Annotated in this window: 22 protein-coding genes and 2 tRNA genes; 13 read left to right on the top strand and 11 right to left on the bottom strand. The window is 41.3% G+C overall.

Annotation, left to right across the window (positions count from 1 at the left end):
- Nucleotides 1–283: 283 nt before the first annotated feature.
- Nucleotides 284–354 (bottom strand) — tRNA-Gly (locus DI077_RS17600).
- An 83-nt stretch (nucleotides 355–437) separates the two neighbouring features.
- Between DI077_RS17600 and DI077_RS17595 the strand changes: the two genes are divergently transcribed.
- Together DI077_RS17595 and DI077_RS17590 are read left to right on the top strand one after the other, a co-directional pair.
- Nucleotides 438–1,946 (top strand): carboxypeptidase M32, encoded by a 1,509-nt coding sequence (locus DI077_RS17595; RefSeq protein WP_109021576.1) that lies wholly within the window; start codon nucleotides 438–440, stop codon nucleotides 1,944–1,946.
- Nucleotides 1,947–1,956: 10 nt separating this feature from the next.
- Nucleotides 1,957–2,286 (top strand): hypothetical protein, encoded by a 330-nt coding sequence (locus tag DI077_RS17590; protein WP_109021575.1) that lies wholly within the window; start codon nucleotides 1,957–1,959, stop codon nucleotides 2,284–2,286.
- On the opposite strand, the gene DI077_RS17585 is transcribed toward DI077_RS17590, so the two are convergent.
- Nucleotides 2,256–2,672, bottom strand: a complete 417-nt coding sequence (locus tag DI077_RS17585) for a DUF423 domain-containing protein (protein ID WP_109022160.1) — start codon at nucleotides 2,670–2,672, stop codon at nucleotides 2,256–2,258. The two genes, DI077_RS17590 and DI077_RS17585, sit on opposite strands and share 31 nt — an antisense overlap.
- A gap of 21 nt (nucleotides 2,673–2,693) precedes the next feature.
- Between DI077_RS17585 and DI077_RS17580 the strand changes: the two genes are divergently transcribed.
- Nucleotides 2,694–3,029, top strand: a complete 336-nt coding sequence (locus DI077_RS17580) for a hypothetical protein (protein WP_109021574.1) — start codon at nucleotides 2,694–2,696, stop codon at nucleotides 3,027–3,029.
- On the opposite strand, the gene DI077_RS17575 is transcribed toward DI077_RS17580, so the two are convergent.
- Nucleotides 3,026–3,769: a hypothetical protein gene (locus DI077_RS17575; RefSeq protein ID WP_109021573.1), complete on the bottom strand. Its 744-nt coding sequence runs from the start codon at nucleotides 3,767–3,769 to the stop codon at nucleotides 3,026–3,028. The genes DI077_RS17580 and DI077_RS17575 overlap by 4 nt on opposite strands.
- A complete protein-coding gene (locus DI077_RS17570; RefSeq protein ID WP_109021572.1) occupies nucleotides 3,766–4,665 on the bottom strand; it encodes a CPBP family intramembrane glutamic endopeptidase in 900 nt (299 codons plus the stop codon). The genes DI077_RS17575 and DI077_RS17570 overlap by 4 nt, the downstream gene beginning before the upstream one ends.
- Before the next feature lie 89 nt (nucleotides 4,666–4,754).
- Here DI077_RS17570 and DI077_RS17565 point away from each other — a divergent pair, with 89 nt between their 5' ends.
- The 5 genes from DI077_RS17565 to DI077_RS17545 are packed head-to-tail and all read left to right on the top strand — an operon-like array spanning nucleotide 4,755 to nucleotide 9,034.
- Nucleotides 4,755–5,648 (top strand): LysM peptidoglycan-binding domain-containing M23 family metallopeptidase, encoded by an 894-nt coding sequence (locus DI077_RS17565; RefSeq protein WP_109021571.1) that lies wholly within the window; start codon nucleotides 4,755–4,757, stop codon nucleotides 5,646–5,648.
- 46 nt (nucleotides 5,649–5,694) lie between these two features.
- On the top strand, nucleotides 5,695–6,870 hold the full coding sequence (locus DI077_RS17560) for an acyl-CoA dehydrogenase family protein (RefSeq protein ID WP_109021570.1): 1,176 nt from the start codon (nucleotides 5,695–5,697) through the stop codon (nucleotides 6,868–6,870).
- On the top strand, nucleotides 6,871–7,914 hold the full coding sequence (locus DI077_RS17555) for a phosphotransferase family protein (protein WP_109021569.1): 1,044 nt from the start codon (nucleotides 6,871–6,873) through the stop codon (nucleotides 7,912–7,914). It begins immediately after the preceding gene.
- Nucleotides 7,904–8,317, top strand: coding sequence for a DUF6285 domain-containing protein (locus DI077_RS17550; RefSeq protein WP_109021568.1), 414 nt, complete (start codon nucleotides 7,904–7,906; stop codon nucleotides 8,315–8,317). Before DI077_RS17555 ends, DI077_RS17550 begins: the two co-directional genes overlap by 11 nt.
- Nucleotides 8,318–9,034: a histidine phosphatase family protein gene (locus DI077_RS17545; protein ID WP_109021567.1), complete on the top strand. Its 717-nt coding sequence runs from the start codon at nucleotides 8,318–8,320 to the stop codon at nucleotides 9,032–9,034. It begins immediately after the preceding gene.
- A 28-nt stretch (nucleotides 9,035–9,062) separates the two neighbouring features.
- Here the strand turns inward: DI077_RS17545 and DI077_RS17540 are convergent, their stop codons facing one another.
- The 4 genes from DI077_RS17540 to DI077_RS17525 are packed head-to-tail and all read right to left on the bottom strand — an operon-like array spanning nucleotide 9,063 to nucleotide 11,547.
- Nucleotides 9,063–9,683, bottom strand: coding sequence for a hypothetical protein (locus DI077_RS17540; RefSeq protein ID WP_242935271.1), 621 nt, complete (start codon nucleotides 9,681–9,683; stop codon nucleotides 9,063–9,065).
- A gap of 29 nt (nucleotides 9,684–9,712) precedes the next feature.
- Entirely contained in the window at nucleotides 9,713–10,729 is a 1,017-nt protein-coding gene (locus DI077_RS17535) for an aldo/keto reductase (protein ID WP_109021566.1), read from the bottom strand.
- Nucleotides 10,730–10,738: 9 nt separating this feature from the next.
- The gene (locus DI077_RS17530; protein WP_109021565.1) at nucleotides 10,739–11,026 is read right to left on the bottom strand and encodes an acylphosphatase; all 288 of its coding nucleotides are present in this window, start codon (nucleotides 11,024–11,026) and stop codon (nucleotides 10,739–10,741) included.
- 35 nt (nucleotides 11,027–11,061) lie between these two features.
- Nucleotides 11,062–11,547, bottom strand: coding sequence for an RNA pyrophosphohydrolase (locus tag DI077_RS17525; RefSeq protein WP_109021564.1), 486 nt, complete (start codon nucleotides 11,545–11,547; stop codon nucleotides 11,062–11,064).
- A 103-nt stretch (nucleotides 11,548–11,650) separates the two neighbouring features.
- Here DI077_RS17525 and sixA point away from each other — a divergent pair, with 103 nt between their 5' ends.
- On the top strand, nucleotides 11,651–12,139 hold the full coding sequence (sixA, locus tag DI077_RS17520) for a phosphohistidine phosphatase SixA (protein ID WP_109021563.1): 489 nt from the start codon (nucleotides 11,651–11,653) through the stop codon (nucleotides 12,137–12,139).
- A 2-nt stretch (nucleotides 12,140–12,141) separates the two neighbouring features.
- Here sixA and DI077_RS17515 read toward each other — a convergent pair whose 3' ends face one another.
- Complete coding sequence (locus DI077_RS17515; protein WP_135354920.1) at nucleotides 12,142–12,771, bottom strand: hypothetical protein; 630 nt, start codon at nucleotides 12,769–12,771, stop codon at nucleotides 12,142–12,144.
- Nucleotides 12,772–12,890: 119 nt separating this feature from the next.
- Between DI077_RS17515 and DI077_RS17510 the strand changes: the two genes are divergently transcribed.
- Nucleotides 12,891–12,962, top strand: a tRNA-Pro gene (locus DI077_RS17510).
- An 83-nt stretch (nucleotides 12,963–13,045) separates the two neighbouring features.
- Here DI077_RS17510 and DI077_RS17505 read toward each other — a convergent pair.
- A complete protein-coding gene (locus DI077_RS17505; protein ID WP_109021561.1) occupies nucleotides 13,046–13,339 on the bottom strand; it encodes an LIMLP_16025 family protein in 294 nt (97 codons plus the stop codon).
- A gap of 105 nt (nucleotides 13,340–13,444) precedes the next feature.
- On the opposite strand from DI077_RS17505, the gene DI077_RS17500 reads away from it, so the two are divergent.
- Nucleotides 13,445–14,479: an arylesterase gene (locus DI077_RS17500; protein ID WP_109021560.1), complete on the top strand. Its 1,035-nt coding sequence runs from the start codon at nucleotides 13,445–13,447 to the stop codon at nucleotides 14,477–14,479.
- On the opposite strand, the gene DI077_RS17495 is transcribed toward DI077_RS17500, so the two are convergent.
- Nucleotides 14,437–14,952: a crossover junction endodeoxyribonuclease RuvC gene (locus tag DI077_RS17495; RefSeq protein WP_109022159.1), complete on the bottom strand. Its 516-nt coding sequence runs from the start codon at nucleotides 14,950–14,952 to the stop codon at nucleotides 14,437–14,439. The genes DI077_RS17500 and DI077_RS17495 overlap by 43 nt on opposite strands.
- Nucleotides 14,953–15,085: 133 nt before the next feature.
- On the opposite strand from DI077_RS17495, the gene DI077_RS17490 reads away from it, so the two are divergent.
- Both DI077_RS17490 and DI077_RS17485 read left to right on the top strand, forming a co-directional pair.
- Nucleotides 15,086–16,762: an acyl-CoA dehydrogenase family protein gene (locus DI077_RS17490; protein WP_109021559.1), complete on the top strand. Its 1,677-nt coding sequence runs from the start codon at nucleotides 15,086–15,088 to the stop codon at nucleotides 16,760–16,762.
- A gap of 196 nt (nucleotides 16,763–16,958) precedes the next feature.
- The gene (locus tag DI077_RS17485; protein ID WP_109021558.1) at nucleotides 16,959–17,642 is read left to right on the top strand and encodes a class I SAM-dependent methyltransferase; all 684 of its coding nucleotides are present in this window, start codon (nucleotides 16,959–16,961) and stop codon (nucleotides 17,640–17,642) included.
- Nucleotides 17,643–17,650: the final 8 nt, after the last annotated feature.

Genomic DNA, 17,650 nt, shown 5'->3' with positions numbered 1-17,650 from the left:
TCACGTGTTCTCACCCTTCGCAGAGTTTTCGTTAGATTATGATGGAATTTCGTTGATTAGAAAAAGACTTTTGCGGGCGAAGGGGCTCGCCCTCTCCGCTACTCGCCATCGTGGCTCGTTGCGCTCCGAGGCGTGGTTTGCTCGCACTCAGCCATCCTGGCTTCGTGTCAAAAAACCTTCGCTCCTATTGTCGCTTGGTTTTTTGGCTCACAAACCCGTTCGATCCCCTTCGGAAAACTTTCGTTAGATTATGATGGAATTTCGTTGATTAGAAAAAGACTTTTGCGGGCGAAGGGGCTCGAACCCTCGCCAGAAGCTTGGAAGGCTGCTGTGCTACCGTTACACCACACCCGCAATGGTAAATACATAGTTTTTCAGGAAACTTTGTGGTCAATGATTTTTGGTTCCCGATTTGCAGGGCTTTAAAGAATGGGGGTATGAGCTTTCCCGAAGATCTCCAAAACTACCGCCAATTTTACCGTAAAATCAAAACCTTCCAAGATATCGGTTCGGTTTTGCACTGGGACTCGGAAGTGATGATGCCTCCCCAAGGCAGGGAGTACAGAGCGAAACAAATCTCCGAGATTTCTCAATTGACCCATGAGTGGACTGTGGGCGCCGAATTCAAAGAATTGATCCGGAAAGCGATGGCAACCGTGCCGAGTTTGCCTGTGGAAACCCGCCCTCTTTGGGAGAGAGAGTTTTCCGTTTTGGAAGAGGAAAGACAGAAAGCGGAAAAGATTCCTGCGGAATTTGTTGCCGAGTTCTCCGAAACAACTAACCTGGCTCATGCGATTTGGGCTGATGCAAAAAAGAATAATAAATTTTCCGATTTCGAAACGATTTTAGGCAAGATCGTCGAATTATCCTTGAAGCAAGCGGATTATCTTGGTTATGCGAATGAACCGTACGATGCCCTTTTGGATTCCTATGAAAAAGGGGCAAAGGCAACGGAAATAGATTCCTTATTTCAGGATTTAAAAAAAGAACTGGTTCCGATTGTGGAGACCGCCCCTCATTATCCCGATCCTTTTTCCAAAAAGATATCAAAAGAAAATCAGGAAAAACTTTGCAAACGTCTTTCTCCTTTGCTCGGGCTTTCCACGGACATTTCGCGTTTGGATGTGAGTCATCACCCTTTTTCTACTAGCCTCGGAACATTTGATAAAAGGATTACTACTCGTTATTCGGAAACGGATCCGCTTTCTTCCATCTTCGGCGTGTTACATGAAACAGGTCATTCCTTATATGAAGCCGGCCTTTCTGAAATCGAAGATGGCCCGAATCCTCTCACCGATTTCTTAAGTTTGGGAATTCATGAATCTCAAAGCCGTCTTTGGGAAAATCAAGTCGGGCGTTCCTTGCCATTTTGGAAATTTTTGTATCCTATACTTTTATCCGACTTCCAACTGACCGAATCGGAATTGCCTTTTGAGGCACTTTATCGCTCGATCAATTCCACCCAAAAAAGCAAAATCAGAGTGGAAGCGGACCAGGTCACTTACAATCTGCATATCATTTTGCGTTTTGAAATTGAGAGAGAATTGATCAATGGTAAAATCAAAGTGAAAGATCTTCCCGAAATATGGAATTCCAAAGTAAAAGACTATCTTGGTTTAAAAATTGAAAATGATGCGGAAGGCGTTTTACAGGATATTCATTGGTCCATGGGAGCGTTCGGTTATTTCCCCACTTATACTTTGGGAAATATTTTCTCTTCGCAATTTTTTGCGGCATTTGAAAAAACAAATCCTGGTTATGCGAATCATTTTAGTGAAAACGGAGATTATTCCTCTTTGCTCAATTGGTTGCGCCAAAATGTCCATCATCAGGGAAAAAAATTGGAAGTGAAAGAATTGGTTGCAAAAGCCACAGGGGAAGCACCCAGTTCCAAATATCTGATTCAATATTTAAAAAACAAAGTTTTGGAAGTCCAAAACATTTAAGGAAAAATCCATGTCAGGCTCAGAACAAATTTTAGAAAAGATCGAACAGTTGTCCTATTTTGATAACCTTGCTTTGTATTATCTTTGCAACGAAACTCCTCCCCAAACTTTGGCGCTTGCTTTTCTTGAAATGGATAAAAAGATCTGCGGCTCCATGCTCGGAGTATTGGAAGTGAAGCGGAGAAAATACGTTCATGAGCTGATGGCGATCCAACAAAATGTTCCTTTGGAAGATAAAAAAGCCGCCATCGACGGATTACTTCTGATCGCCGATGGTTTGATTTCCAGAGATCTGATTCGAAAAAAAGGTCAGTTTTTCTTTGGTGATAAAAAAGATTGATTGATCCCAACGCCTAACAGAATCCAACCGATCATAAATAAAATTCCTCCGAGCGGAGTAACAGCGCCTAAAATTTTAAGTCCTGTGATTGCATAAACATAGAGACTGCCGGAAAAAAAAAGGATTCCGGTCGCAAACAACCAGAAGGAAACGGCTATCGATTTGGAGACAGTTTCCGGTTTTACCGAATACAAAGTCGTAATCACCAAACAAACGATTAAATGGTAAAAATGATATCGGCTGCCCGTTTCAAATACAGGTAATCTTTCTCCGATGGTTTCTTTGAGACCGTGAGCTCCAAAGGCACCGATTGCCACTGCTAGAAAGCCCAAGATAGTGGTAGTAATAACATAGATTCGAATTGATTGATTCTTGACAGGATTCATAAAACACCTTTCTTTTTTCATATGAACCAAGATTCCTCAGGAAATAAAACAAAATTTGTTCGAGTATGGCGTCAATTGGACGTTGAAGAAGTGAAGAAACAACTTTTGTACATAGATGATCTTTATGGAACTTGCGGAAGTTGTAAAAAACTGGGATTAAATTATCTCAAAGATAAAAAATGCCCTGATTGCGGATCTGTCTTTAAATACTTAGCCACCAAACTCACGCAACCTGCCGAGGTAGGAAAAATACTCAGCAGGATTCAAAAAGAAGGATTGGATTTGACTTTAATTGAACGCGCAGATTTTGAAAGATCCAGCGCACAGGATGCCGCGAGGGACTTGTTCAAATCCTAAAATCGGAACGTCCAGGAATACTGAGCCGTTTTATTATGTGCGGAAGTATCTTCCCAGGCATCAAAGGCTCGTATCCCTCTTGTAATGGCAAGCGCGGCGAATATTCCGATGGAGTCGGGACTATTCCAAACATTCCCCGGCCCTTTCTCATTCATCATATTTTCCCAAATATTCTTTTTTGGGAGTTTTCCTTGCGCATAATAATAGGCACCACCAACTAACACCAAATCCGCTAAAAAATAAATAGCGGAGCTGAGTAAAGTATCCCTGGAAGAATAAAGAGGGGACTTCCAGGAATTATAACCGACGGATGCTATGGGAGAAATCAAGTTTAACCCTTGTGAGACGATATGATACTTTTTGGACAATGCTACAGCGTCTTCTTTAGGAGGATTTCTTAGCAATTCCTGTTCGAAGATTTGTTTCCACATTCTCTCCTGACCGACTTTGGTAGATTCTATTCTTAATACCGAATCAGGAGAATTTTTGCCGACTTTGCCTATATAAATGTCAAAATCATAAGGATTTTTCCAGGTATGTTTGTACCGGTAAACAAATCCCTTTGTTTTATCATCGCTATAATAATTCGGATCCAATTGATTCAAAAGAGCAACGAGTCTTAGATTCAAATCGTCAGGTGAACCCGAAATTTCCACGGTTTCAGCGGCTTCTAATGAAAAAAAGAGACTCGAATGAATAAAAGCAATCAGAAGAAAGCGATATATCTTTGTTAGGTTCACGGAGTCATACCATCCACACCGAAATAAGCAATCAATAATCCGAGGGTATTGTACGTCGCATGACAAGCCATAGATACCCATAGATTTTTTGTTTTCAAATATAAATAACCGAAATACATCCCCACAAACGCAATCAGAAAAGGAACTGCGACTGTCGTTCCCGGACCGTAATGCAGCCATCCGAAAATGATTGAAATGATCATCAATCCTTCCTGAGCAAGTCCTTTGTCCATAAAGGACTTTAATAAAAACCCACGAAAAAATAATTCTTCCACGATACCGGTTATGATTCCTACGGTATAAACCGCCCAAGCTAGAAGATAACTGTTACCATTTAATTCTTTGAATAATTTCTGAGGAAAAACGCCGGGATTTGCATCGACTCCCAAAGCCTGAAATATGATTCCGATGATCATCACCGATAAAAAAACAATGAACCCGTTAGAAACACCTGTTAGTATCATCTTAAACGAAAGATCTTCTTGCAAATTGGTGATTTCGATTTTGAGGATTTTTACCAGAACCAGATAACCGAGACCGACAAAGGAAACAAACCAAATGACCGATTGAAAAAAAAGAAGGTATTGTTTCTTTTTCAACATGATGTCGTAAAAGGATTCGAAGGATTTCTGGGGGTTGTCTTTGAATTCGGTTTTGAAATCTTCTTCGATTGTTTTGATGGATTCGGTAAGTTTTCCTACTGTTTCCATAAAACCTATCTTTTGATCGGCTTGATCCTCCAAAATCGGTTCTAACAATTCCTCAGGGATGCGGTCATTGAGAACTACGGAGTAAACGAACTGATGGTAAAATAGGGAAAATAGCAAATTGCAAACAAAAATAAGACCCAGAGAATATGTGGTCAGGCGAAAAATTTCAAAAAAACGACTCTGCATCTGCTTCCCAGATTCGGTTTTGAGGGATTATCGTCATCGTTTTTTTCTAATCAGCCGATCTTCTCCTTAGAAGTGATGGAGTGTAAGACTTGAGAAGGTTTCCAAAATTTGTTTTTCCTTTGGCTTTTTTATCTGTAATCAACCTTTTTGCCACACCCATTACACTTGCAAATTTGGATTATTCGAATCCTCGTCTCAAAGACCTTCGCACTCAGGTGAAGGAAAACTTACGATTGTCCCGTTCTCCCGTTTCGGATGACAAACTCATACCTCTTAAATACTTCCAATACAAAGTTAAAAAAGATGATTCCTTTTTCAAGATCATGGCTCGTACCGGAATGGATTTGGAAACATTATCTTCTGCAAACGAATTAAGCTCTCCGCATGATTTGGCGGAAGGAATGATTCTGGAAATTCCGAATATGCGAGGAGTTTTTCATCCCGAAGATTCAGCTAATACGGATCAGGCGAAATCGGAGATATCGAAAAAATACAATATCGCATCGGACAAACTTCAATTTGACGAATCCCGGGGGAAATGGTTTATTCCCGGTGTCATGATGGGTAAAAGGGAAAAATCGTTTTTTTACGGATTCGGATTTCTATCTCCTTTGGAAGGAGCACTTCTCACATCCGGTTACGGAAAAAGAAACGATCCTTTTACAAAAAAACAGACTTTCCACGGAGGAGTCGATCTTGCCGCAGAACAAGGGTCAGATGTTCTCGCTTCTCAGGATGGGATCGTGAATTTTCGCGGGGAAAACGGCGGATACGGCAACTTGATAATTGTCAAACATGAGATGGGTTATGAAACCCGGTACGGACATTTGAGCAAGTATCATGTAAAACACGGTGACAAAGTCCGTAAAGGCCAAAAGATCGGGGAAGTGGGCATGACAGGTAGAGCGACCGGTCCACATTTGCATTTCGAAGTGAGAAGAAATTCCAAACGACAAAAACCGGTTTTCCAAACTCATATTTAAAATTAAGTTTTACTTTCTAAGTTTCATAAGCTAAATCTGTGATTCAATGGACTTTCAAATACCTGAATCCGTAGAATCGCTCCGCAAACAAATGCGTGAATTTGTTGAATCCGAAATCATTCCCCTGGAAAAACATTATGATTATGAAACCGGGCGAATGCCGGAAAACATTAATCAACAAGCCCGCGCTAAAGTAAAAGCCGCAGGCTTTTGGACTCCGCATCTTTCCAAAAAAGAAGGCGGCCTGGGATTGGATCAATTGGGAACTTGTATCATATTCAGTGAATTGGGTCGTTCGCCAATCGCTCCTTACATATTCAATTGCGATGCACCTGACGAAGGTAATATGCACCTTCTTGCTCTGGCCGCAACGGACAAACAAAAAGAATTGATTTTACATCCTCTTTGCGAGGGAACTTTACGAACAGGCTTTGCTATGACGGAACCTTCTCCCGGTGCAGGTTCCGACCCGACCAGTTTGCAAACCAACGCGGAGAAGGTCGGTGATAAATTCATATTAAACGGTCGAAAGTGGTATTGCACCGGCGCTAACGGAGCAAAATACATCATAGTAATGGCAAAGGTAAACGGGAGTTTCCGCAAAACCACGATGTTTCTTGTTCCTACAACTGCCAAAGGTTATACGATGGTAAGGGAGATCGGACTCATGGGTTCTCACGGACCGGGTGGACATTGCGAACTTAATTTTGAAAACGTGGAAGTTCCGGAAGATATGGTACTCGGTCGGGTGGGAGAAGGATTTAGACTCTCTCAGGAAAGACTCGGTCCCGCTCGCTTAACACATTGTATGCGTTGGACGGGCCTTGCGCGCAGAGCCCTTTCCATTGCACGCGAGTATGCAAAAGAGAGGGAGGTATTCAGTTCCAAGATTGCGGAACATCAGGGTATCCAATGGCTTTTTGCTGAATGTGCCACTGAAATTGAAATGGGATTTTTATTAACACTAAAGGCCGGTTGGCTTTTGCAAACAGGTCAGGATGCACGTCAGGAAATTTCCATGGCAAAATGGAAAGTGAGCGAATCTCTTTGCAAGACTGTGGATACTGCGATTCAAATTTGCGGAGGAAAAGGTTATTCCAGAGATCTTCCGTTGGAATTGTTTTATAGAGATGCAAGAGCTGCAAGGATTGCAGACGGCCCGTCGGAAGTTCATAAAATGGTAATCGGACGAAATTATGTTTCCGGGAAATGGGATGCATAAATGGAAATCGCAGAACTAAAACCGGCATTAGAATCCCATCTAACAAGCATTTGGAAAAATTCCGTTCAAATCCAGGATATCGTTCATTTGAGCGGAGGGGCATGTCAGGATAATTTCGCAATACGGTTATCAGTCGATGATTCTTCCCAAAGTAAGGAAAAAAACGTAGTACTCCGAACCGATAAGGGAGGATCTCTTTTGTCCTCTCTTTCCAAAAAAGACGAGTATAAAGTTGCAGGTCTTGCTTATGCTGCGGGTGTCAAAACACCGGAACCGATTTATTTGGAAGAGAATGCAAATATCATCGGCGCCCCTTTTTTCCTGATGGAAAAAATTTCGGGAAAGGCAACTGGCAGATATATCATCAAAGATGCGGAACTAAACGAATACAGAAAGACAAGAATGGTAACCGACTTAAGTGAAAATCTTGCCCGTTTGCATTCCGTAATCCCCGAGTCTGTAAAAGACGAAGAACTCAAACAAAAATTAAAAGTCACTACCAGGGAAACTTACGTTCAAACTTCCATCGATGATTTACGCAGGTCTTTGGACGAACTCCCCGAGTCTCATCCTGCGATTGAAATCTCTCTCAATTGGTTGGAAAAAAATAAACCGGATGTGGATGCGATCGTTCTGGTTCACGGAGATTATCGAACCGGAAATTTTATGATCACCAAAGAAGGTTTGCAAGGGATTCTGGATTATGAATTTGCTCATTGGGGAGACAGGCACGAAGATGTTGCCTGGCTTTGTATGCGGGATTGGAGATTCGGCAAGTTGAATAAGGAAGTAGGCGGATTTGGAGATCGGGCTGATTTTTATAATGCTTATTCCGATTATAATAAAGTTCCTATCTTAGCAACTAAGGTCCGTTATTGGGAAATTATGGGCAATCTGCGTTGGGCGATCGGATCGGCCCAACAAGCGGAACGTCACCTTTCCGGAAAAGACAAAGGAATCGAACTTGCTGCCATCGGAAGAAGAACCGCAGAAATGGAATGGGAAGCGATACGACTGATAGAAGAGGCTGAAAATGCAATATAGACCCGAAGCCAAAGAATTATTATCCACCATTCAGGATTTGCTGATCAAAGAAATTTTACCGAAAATCGAAGCAGATGAGCTTTTATCGTACAAGACACTTGTTAGTTGGAATATGTTGGGAGTCATCATACGGGAATCGGAGAAGGAAGATGAGCAAAGTCAGGAAGAATTTCAGTCTTTGTTAAAACTTAGCTCGATTCTAAAGGATATAAATCTTACTACTGATCAATTCAAGGCGCTTCCTCGTAAGGAAAAACTCAGCCGATTGAAAGATTGGAATTCTCTTCTCGCCAAACAATTGCGAGAAACAAAAAATGCGGAAGTAGGATCGGAGATTTGGAACCAAATCAAATTGGGCCTTAAAAACAATCTCTCCGTTTCCAATCCGAGGTTCAACGTATAGATGGGATTGATTTATCTTGTTCGGCATGGTCAAGCCGATAGATTGGGAAAAGACTACGATACTCTTACTGACTTAGGTAAAACCCAAGCCAGATTGTTGGGACGCTATTTTATCCAGCAAAGAATCGAATTTGATTCTGTTTTTACGGGAAGCTTGCAAAGGCAAAAACAAACCGCATCGGGGATTTTGGAATCCTTTCAAAATGAAAAGTTCTGTATTCCCGATTCGATTGAAAATGAAAATTGGAATGAATTCGATCCCCGCTTATGGCTTTCTCTTGCGGCAAAAATCAGAAACAAGGATTCCGATTTTGCAAAATTGTATGAAGATTACAAAACCGCTTGGGAAAACGGAGATACTAAAACCAGAGATTTTTTCCAGGAACTCATTCAACGAGTGTTAGATGACTGGGTGAATGAAATTTGGGACCCGGTTGAACCGTATAGTTTCAGCGAATACGTGAACAGAATTGCATTAGGATTCGAATCCATCCCAAAAGATGTAAAAAGCAGTTTAGTCGTTTCTTCCAGTACTCCTGTCGCCATTGCAATGGGGCTTGCTTGCGGAATGGAAAAAAGAAAGTTTCCCGTTTTTATGAAATCGATTTTAAATTCATCGTTGAGCATTTTCAAAAAAGAAGGAAATCATTTAGAGCCTGTTAGCTGGAATTCCGTACCTCATTTGTATGAAAATCCGGAATTGCATACGATTATCTGATCCGCAATCCGGTTTTGATTACTTTCACTTAAGGGGCAAAAGAATTTAAAAATTTCAATCTTGCTTTTGCTTTTTGCCCCCAAGCGTTCCGGGGATAATTTTTATATAAATGTTCCAATGCCAATCTTTCTTCTTCCACTGTTTTGGACTGCCTGATCGTGATCACAGGCTCATCTTGAAATTTGAAAGTAACCCTTACATGAAAGGTTCCGAGAAATACGACTGTCCCCGGTTCCAAATTCAATCGGGATGATTCGATTTCTTTTTTGTCAAAATCAATATCTATTTTGGAAGGTTGTTTGGTGGAACCGTAAGGAAAATCGGATGCACCGCGATTCAGAAGATGAACCGCGTCATAAATTTCATACTGACCTTCTTTTAGGTTTTGAAAGTAGTAATAATGTTCCGAGTTTTCGGAATATTCGTAAACGAAATCCCCTTTCCGTAGGGTTACCTTTTGGAAACGGGGATCGATTAATTCATCTAACAAGAGTTCGTCTTTTTGCAACGTCATCTGAACGATAATCAATGAACTTTGCGCGTTTCTGGGTCCGAAAGTGGAACATTCGGGAAATAACAGAAAGAGTACAAAAAGTATAAGTCCTTTCTTCAGTAAAAAATCGATTCCTTTTTGAATCTTAATTGTCATTTCCTGTGTCCTATCATTCTATTCGTAAACTATCCCATAGGATATTGAATTTTTTTCGAAAGAACATTGAGTTCATTCAATACATCATCGGATAAAGTCAGATCAGCGGCTTTCAACGATTCTTCCAATTGAGCCACGGTATTGGCGCCGATTATCGTGGAAGCTACGAAATCGTGTTGTTTGCTCCATGCGACTGATAACGCAGTCGCAGTGATTCCCGCTCTTTCTGCAATGACTAGAATTTCGGCTGTCGAAGCGAGAGTCGCATCATTCAAAAACCTGTTTGCCATTTTTTTCTGACGATCTCCCTCTTTGGTATAACGGATAAACCTGGATCCTTCCGGAGGTAATTCCACATTGTATTTGCCCGTCAAAACTCCACCTGCTAACGGAGAATAGGGGAGCAAGGAAACTCCTTCTTTACGGCATACTTGTGCCAATTCGTCTTCAAATCGTCTGTTTAAAATACTGAAATTGTTTTGAATCGATTCGTAACGAATCAGATTGTATTTGTCGGAAGTCCAGAGACTCTTCATGAGTCCGAAAGAAGTCTCGTTGGAACAGCCCGCATAACGAATCTTACCTTCTTCTTTCAGTTCCGTCAATGCTTCCATAGTTTCATCATAAGGCATGTCCGGATCAGGCCAATGAGTTTGGTAAAGATCTATTGTTTCGATCCCCATACGGGTCAAAGATCCCTCGATGGCACGTCGGATATGATATTTATCCAAGGATGTTTTCCCTTCTCTCACGGGGGGATTGAACCAGCCGTGTCCGGGACCCGCAACTTTGGTCGCGATGAGAATTCCATCTCTTGGTTTTGTTTTTAACCACTTGCCGAATATCTCTTCCGTACGGTGGACCCAGGATTTTTGGGGGGGAACAGGATATAATTCCGCGGTATCGTAAAAATCAATTCCTGCATCATAAGCTCTATCTAAAATACGAAATGCTTCCGATTCATCGCATGAGGAACCGAATGTCATGGTTCCCATACAGATTTCGGACACGACCAAACCTGTTCTACCTAAACGTCTTTTTTTCATGAAATAGAATTACCTTTTGATGGAAAATGTTCTGAATTGATTTTTGGCGTCCGCCCAATCGATAGCATGGTCCGTAACTTTTGCTTTTGTAGGGCCTCTTTGCATGGCACGGTAAAGATCTTCTATAAAAAGTTTATCACCTTCTACTACTGCTTCCACTTCTCCATTGGGAAGATTTTGAGTATAACCTTTGAGTCGCATTTCTTGCGCTTTTTGCATAATATAATAACGAAATCCTACACCTTGCACCGTTCCCCTAACAACGATTCGTGCTCTTTTCTCTTCTGATTTTCCCAAACGGTTTTGCTCCTAGCTTTGTTATCTAAATTATGTTATTTTTTTAAGTCTGCAATGTAATTTTGAACGAGTGTAAAGAAAAATGGGACAAACTTTTCATAGGCAGGCTTTTTAAAATCCACGACTAGTTTGGGAATTTCCAATAAATCCATATATTTTATAGAAATAAATTCCCTTTCGAAATGGTCTAAAGTACAGTCCTCTATCGGATGATCCCAATAGTATAAAATCCATTTTTGGGTTTGCCCTTTGAATTTTTGCAACTCTGCGTGGAGATTGAGGAAGTTGGGAAAATCGTAGTCGAGCCAATCTTTGTACTCCCCTACATAGGTAGCATCCTTTACGCCGATTTCTTCATAGAGTTCTCGTTCGGCGGCAGCCAGGTAATCTTCTCCCTCATCAATCCCTCCCTGGGGAAATTGCCAGGATCCGGGAAATTCAACTCTTTCTCCGACGATCGCTCGGCCTTGTGCATTAAAAACAACTATACCTACATTTTTTCTGTAAGGTTTGTCCGTCATATAGAGTAGGATTCAGCCCAAAGAGAAAATCGCAAGAAATTCATTAATTTTTTGTTTATTACGAAAGCAACGCTTTCAATCTTGGGCTTAGGAGATCTTAAGAATGAAGATCATTTTGGTTCGGCATGGCGAAGCGGAAGATCCTGCTTCAGCAAAATCGGATCAGTCTCGTACCTTGACGGAAAAAGGGGTAAGAGACATTCATAAAATCGGTAGGTTCATCAACAACTCATCTTTAAACGTGAGTCAAGTCTACTATAGTCCCTATACCCGCACCCGCTTAACAGCCGAAATCCTTTCGGAAGAAATCAATTTCAAAGGATCACCGGTTCAGGCAAACGAACTTGCTGCCGGAGTCGGTTGTTCTCACATCCTTCCCAATCTATTAAAACTTACCAATTCCGATACTGTCTTGTTAGTTGGACATAATCCGGATATTACTTATTTTGCAGCACAGCTTTTGGGAAATACTTGTCTGACGGACAATCTAGTATTTCAACCGGGTTCGACGGTAGCGATCAATGTAGCTCGTGAAAAATTCGCACATGGACAAATCATCTGGGCAATGTCGCCTGACATTTTGGATGACTGATATTACTTGTTTTTAGTTATTTTTGTACTGACATAGTTATCCGTAGAGCTTGTGCTAGGGCAGCCAGATATACATATATAAATACTTGGACCAGTGCTTGAAACTAAGTATTGAACCAACCGATAGGTTTTTGCCTCAGTAATTGTAATTTCAAAACTTTTACCTGTAGCTACCGTCCCTGAAGGAATAAAAGTATCTATGATTTTTGAATTTACAGAAGAAGATTCGGCTTCCTGGATGCATGTCGATGGATTATCACATGTTCTCAATATGGCGTTTAACCTTTTGCTTGTCCCTGGCTTATAATAAGAATCAAGAGTATAAGTCCCGGTTTCTGGAAAGTATAAAAATACAAATGTATTTCCTTCTGTATAAGTTTGTTTGTAACAAAGATTTACGGGCGGATTGATCACCAAATCTTTTGATGAAACTGTTACATTCGTACACGGTATTTGATTTGCAGCATTGATAAGACTCAATCCTAAGAGCAGATTTTCGTCGTTTTTGTTTTCATTCTTTCTTGGTTTAAGTTTATCGCAATTGAACAATAACAGACAGACAATATTTAACAAGAGTAAGTTTTTTTTCATAAGAATACTGGGCAATGTTTGAGACCCGATTGCTTCAGTCAACAATAAATCAGTTAACTCCTGCTAGATTTTTTGACCGAGGTCTTTGATTGGATTTCTTTCTAAATACAACCATAAACCCTTGACCGGCGCCTTCGTTTTGTTTTTTTGACTAAGAAACACGGGGTGTAGCGCAGCGGTAGCGCACTTGTCTGGGGGGCAAGGGGTCGCCGGTTCAAATCCGGTCACTCCGATTGTTTTTCTTTCCCCAAAAACAAAAAAACCAGCAGACTTTCGCCTGCTGGAATAAATTCAGGATGGTGAGAACGGTTTAATTTTAAGAAGAGGGCTTTTGTTTTTTCGCTTCTCTTTCTTTGTTGAAGTAATTTACGACATTGTCTTTGAACTCGTCTATACGAACGATTCCCCAAGCAACGCCCATTTTTACTTTCAGAGCTCCATCGCTTGTATCTTTTTCACCTTGCTCAGACAGTTTTTTGAAGTTGGTTTCGAACTGACTTCTTTTGTCGTTCAGATCAACTACGAGCTTTTCCCAAACTTCTTTAGAAGTTTTGACAGCTCCGATACTAGCGTTTACGATTCCATGTATTTTGTTTTCCACATTGCTCATAGGAGTTTGCTCCCTTATATGATTCCATTATTTTGCACTGCACAAAAAGGGCAAGTGAAATATTAATTTCTAGTGAAAATACCGCAATCTGCTAAACTTAAGTACATGTTCCGATTTCATTTTGTTTTTGTAGCAATTTTTATTAGTTTTGCACTTTCTTGCAGTGCTCAGGTGCAAAAAAAGCCAATCGAAGGCTGTTTCCGAATCGCAGGGGTTCCGGGTCCCGAGGATATAGAACTAGTCTCTGTTAATGGAAAACCTAACATTGTCATATCGAGTCATAACAGGCGTAATATGGAGTCGCTCGGCGGACTCTTTCTCTTTGATCCGACTGGTGTTTCTAAAGAGGCCACCGTTACCCTTGTCAAAACAAACTATCCGGAAAACTTCAGGCCACATGGTTTTAGTTATGCGAAGGTAAAAGGAAAAGATACTTTGGCGGTGATTTCTCATACCCTAAGAGAAGTAAGTCCTCATACGGTAGAAATTTTCGAACACGATGGAAAAACCTGGGTTCATAAAAAAACTCTGGAAGATGAAAGCCTGACCAGCCCGAATGATTTGTTTCTTACTGAATCGGGAGAGATCTTTGTTTCCAACGATCATGGCAGTCCGGGCAAAACGAGACAGTTCTGGGATCTTTTGATTCGAAACGGTAGAGCCGATATCGCTTATTATGACGGTAATAAATTCCATCACTTAGATAAACCAGTGTTATTGGGTAATGGGATTCTGATTCGAAAGGAAGATGGTATTGAAAAATTATACAGATCCGTATTTTGGGAACAGGCTTTATTTGTGTATGAAATTCAAAGAAACCAAAACGGATTTCCGGATTTAAAGTATTTGAAAAAGATTTCTATCGGAAGCGGTCCTGATAATATCATTCAGGATGAAAAAGGAGACTTATGGGTAGCAGGCCATATTTCCACTTGGCGTTTCTTAAAGCATGCATCCGATAAAGAAAATATTTCTCCTTCCCAAATCTTTCGCATAGATGGAAAAACAAATGAAGTATCCGAAGTGTATGCAAACGAAGGAGAAGAAATTTCCGCGAGTAGTACGGGTCTTCCTTTTAAGAGTAAACTATATATCTCTCAGGTCTTTGAGGATTTTATTTTAAGCTGTCCGAAACCGTGAAGTAAGGATTTTCCTACAAATGCTACGGCTATGGCGTCCCAAGAGTCGTCATGGCCTTTCAGGTCGTGGAATCCTAAGATCATTTTGATTGCAGCGCGGACTTCTTTTTTGTTCGCATTTCCGTTGGCGGAGATTCCTTTTTTTACCTGAGTGGCAGTAGGTTGAACTACGGGAATATTATTTTCACCTAAGCTAAGTAAGATGACCCCTCTGGATTCGGAAACCCTCATACCCGTGGTCACATTGGTTACGAAAAAAAGTTCTTCTACGGAACCGAATTCCGGTTTGAATTCGTTTATAATTTGATCCAGTTCCGTTTTGATTTGAATCAGATTGTCGGGCGAGGGGGTTTTGGGAACAACTTCGATTGTTCCATAGGCCAATAGGTTCGGTTTGGAACGGTTGGAATCCGGGAAGTCCAGGACGGCGTAACCCACGCGATGAGACCCTGGATCGACTCCGATGATTCTAATTCCTTTTGTTTCCACTAGATCTAGTTATGTCACTCTAGCCCATCCGTCAACCTGCATTGTCAAAAAATGCAAATGACAGGGTACTTTCCCTCTATATATTGGAATAAAACCATCCCGCAGGTATGAAACTAGCATGACCGCAACGGCAGTGAAACTCGAAAAATCCCAAGCTGAAAAGGCCCTTCAAGCCCAAGCATCCCTCTTAAAAGAACTAACGCAACGTCTGGCGAAAAAAAATTCCGACAACGGAAAAGTTTCCGTCAGTAAAATGGACGAAACCCAACATGTGTTCTACCAACTCGCTTGGATGACGGCACAACAACGTGTGGCTGAGAACTTTATCGTCTATGCATGGGACTCATCCAAAGGAACAGGGGAGTTGGAACAAAAGATGGCTCTTTCCTTTGTCGGAGAAACCATCACGAACATTCGTTCCGAATTATCTGCAAGACCCGCAGAATATCAACTTACCTACCAAGAAATTTTTTCCAAACTATATACGGATGAAATCAACGCATACGTGGAAGCGGCTGCAAAGATTGACAACTATACTGAGATCGTGGACAAGATCGTAGACCTCGGACATTTCGGTGCTTACGGACTTTCCGAAGATCATGAAAATTTCAGACAAATCTTCAAAGACTTTGCGGAAAACGTAGTTGTCCCTCGCGCGGAACATGTTCACCGCCATGATGATTTGATCCCGGAAGAGATCATCAACGGATTGAAAGACATGGGCTGTTTCGGTCTTTGTATTCCTGAAAAATTCGGAGGGATTCAACCGGATGATCGTCCTGACAACATATCTATGTTAGTTGTAACAGAAGAACTTTCCCGTGGATCTCTCGGTGCTGCAGGATCACTTATCACCCGACCTGAAATTATGTCTAAGGCGCTCCTCAAAGGAGGAACCCAAGAACAAAAAGACAAATGGCTTCCTCTACTTGCATCCGGTGAACGTATGGCAGGGATTATGGTAACTGAGCCGAATTACGGTTCCGATGTTGCCGGTATCTCCGTAACTGCAAAAGAAGTAGCAGGCGGATTTGTAATCAACGGTGTAAAAACCTGGTGTACATTCGCAGGTTATGCAAATTTGCTTCTGATTCTTTGCAGAACGGAATCCGACCCAAGCCTCAAACACAAAGGTCTTTCCATCCTACTTGCTGAAAAACCGAGTTTCCTTGGGCATGAGTTCAATTATAAACAAGAAGGCGGAGGAGTCATCCAAGGAAAAGCAATCGGAACGATTGGATACCGTGGAATGCACTCTTACGAAGTATCTTTTGAAGACTACTTTGTTCCGAAAGAAAATCTTTTGGGCGGAGAAGCGGGACGTGGAAAAGGTTTTTACTTCCAAATGGAAGGATTTGCCGGTGGACGTATCCAAACTGCTGCTCGTGCGAACGGCGTGATGCAAGCTTCTTTGGAAGCTGCTCTTCGTTATGCGCAAGAAAGAAAAGTATTTTCGAAGCCGATTTACGATTATACTCTTACTAAATTCAAAATCGCAAAGATGGCGATGATCGTTCAGGCAACAAGACAGTATACAAACTATGTAGCTACACTTTTGGACAATCACAAAGGTCAAATGGAAGCTACTCTTGTGAAATTGTATGCGTCTAAGATTGCCGAGTGGGTTGCCCGCGAAGCGATGCAAATTCACGGCGGTATGGGATATGCGGAAGAATATCCTGTGTCTCGATACTTTGTAGATGCTCGCGTATTCTCCATTTTTGAAGGTGCGGAAGAAGTGATGGCACTGAGAGTAGTTGCTAAAGATTTACTCGACCAAGCACTTTCCGCTTAATTCAAAAAGCCGGTTAGAAGAGAAAACCTCACGAGAAGACCAAATCTTGTGAGGTTTTTTTATGCCTAAATCCCGGTGCAAGTCAATGTCCGGGTTTCCGTTTTTGATTTGCGTATTTCGACGAGAACGTTAAGCTCTTTATCATACGAAGTTTGGGATTCAATTCCCTTATGAATGAGCTTAAAGCTTTTATCGAATGAGTTTATTGAAGTACAATCGGATCCCCGAACCTGAGTTGATGGAAGGTAAAGAACAAGTTCTCGCTTATTCGGAAGCGGACTTTGCCCTCCCTCATTCTATGATCATCCAAGCTCTTAAGAATCAACTGAATCCCAGATTCCATCCTGATCTCATTTTGGATTTGGGGGCAGGCTCGGGAGATATGACCTACCGATTGTTTGAGACATTTCCAACTAGCAAGATTTATGCGGTGGATGGTTCGGAAGAGATGTTGACCTCGAACCGGAATTATTTTCAAAAGAAAAACTCTAATGCGAATATTGTCTGGGAAAATTATAAAATCCAGGATTGGATTCCTGAATCGGGTTTTGATCTTATCTTTTCGAATTCTTTATTGCATCACCTGACGGATCCTTACGATTTTTGGGCCGCCATCCAAAGATCCACTTATGAAGAGAGTTTTATCTTTATTGCGGATCTACTTCGCCCGGATTCGTTTGAAGAAGTAGATCATCTAACGCAAAAATATGCAAAGGAAGAAAAACAGATTTTAAAAGAAGATTTTTATAATAGTTTATGCGCTGCTTACACGTTAGAAGAACTACAAACAATGTTGTCCAAGCTTAGATTGAATGGAAAACTTCATTTGGAAGTGATCAGTGACCGCCATTGGATTTGTTATTCCCGATTGAGTTCTTAGGTTCAGGT

Source organism: Leptospira kobayashii (assembly GCF_003114835.2).
Lineage (GTDB): Bacteria > Spirochaetota > Leptospiria > Leptospirales > Leptospiraceae > Leptospira_A > Leptospira_A kobayashii.
The sequence above is the reverse complement of the archived record's forward strand: the minus strand, read 5'-3'. Positions and strand labels throughout refer to the sequence as shown.

Bases quoted from the DNA above. Each gene is read 5' to 3' on its own strand.
- DI077_RS17595 (WP_109021576.1), top strand. From the start codon at position 438: ATGAGCTTTCCCGAAGATCTCCAAAACTACCGCCAATTTTACCGTAAA.
- DI077_RS17590 (WP_109021575.1), top strand. From the start codon at position 1,957: ATGTCAGGCTCAGAACAAATTTTAGAAAAGATCGAACAGTTGTCCTAT.
- DI077_RS17585 (WP_109022160.1), bottom strand. From the start codon at position 2,672: ATGAATCCTGTCAAGAATCAATCAATTCGAATCTATGTTATTACTACC.
- DI077_RS17580 (WP_109021574.1), top strand. From the start codon at position 2,694: ATGAACCAAGATTCCTCAGGAAATAAAACAAAATTTGTTCGAGTATGG.
- DI077_RS17570 (WP_109021572.1), bottom strand. From the start codon at position 4,665: ATGCAGAGTCGTTTTTTTGAAATTTTTCGCCTGACCACATATTCTCTG.
- DI077_RS17560 (WP_109021570.1), top strand. From the start codon at position 5,695: ATGGACTTTCAAATACCTGAATCCGTAGAATCGCTCCGCAAACAAATG.
- DI077_RS17555 (WP_109021569.1), top strand. From the start codon at position 6,871: ATGGAAATCGCAGAACTAAAACCGGCATTAGAATCCCATCTAACAAGC.
- DI077_RS17550 (WP_109021568.1), top strand. From the start codon at position 7,904: ATGCAATATAGACCCGAAGCCAAAGAATTATTATCCACCATTCAGGAT.
- DI077_RS17545 (WP_109021567.1), top strand. From the start codon at position 8,318: ATGGGATTGATTTATCTTGTTCGGCATGGTCAAGCCGATAGATTGGGA.
- DI077_RS17540 (WP_242935271.1), bottom strand. From the start codon at position 9,683: ATGACAATTAAGATTCAAAAAGGAATCGATTTTTTACTGAAGAAAGGA.
- DI077_RS17535 (WP_109021566.1), bottom strand. From the start codon at position 10,729: ATGAAAAAAAGACGTTTAGGTAGAACAGGTTTGGTCGTGTCCGAAATC.
- DI077_RS17525 (WP_109021564.1), bottom strand. From the start codon at position 11,547: ATGACGGACAAACCTTACAGAAAAAATGTAGGTATAGTTGTTTTTAAT.
- sixA (WP_109021563.1), top strand. From the start codon at position 11,651: ATGAAGATCATTTTGGTTCGGCATGGCGAAGCGGAAGATCCTGCTTCA.
- DI077_RS17505 (WP_109021561.1), bottom strand. From the start codon at position 13,339: ATGAGCAATGTGGAAAACAAAATACATGGAATCGTAAACGCTAGTATC.
- DI077_RS17500 (WP_109021560.1), top strand. From the start codon at position 13,445: ATGTTCCGATTTCATTTTGTTTTTGTAGCAATTTTTATTAGTTTTGCA.
- DI077_RS17490 (WP_109021559.1), top strand. From the start codon at position 15,086: ATGACCGCAACGGCAGTGAAACTCGAAAAATCCCAAGCTGAAAAGGCC.
- DI077_RS17485 (WP_109021558.1), top strand. From the start codon at position 16,959: ATGAGTTTATTGAAGTACAATCGGATCCCCGAACCTGAGTTGATGGAA.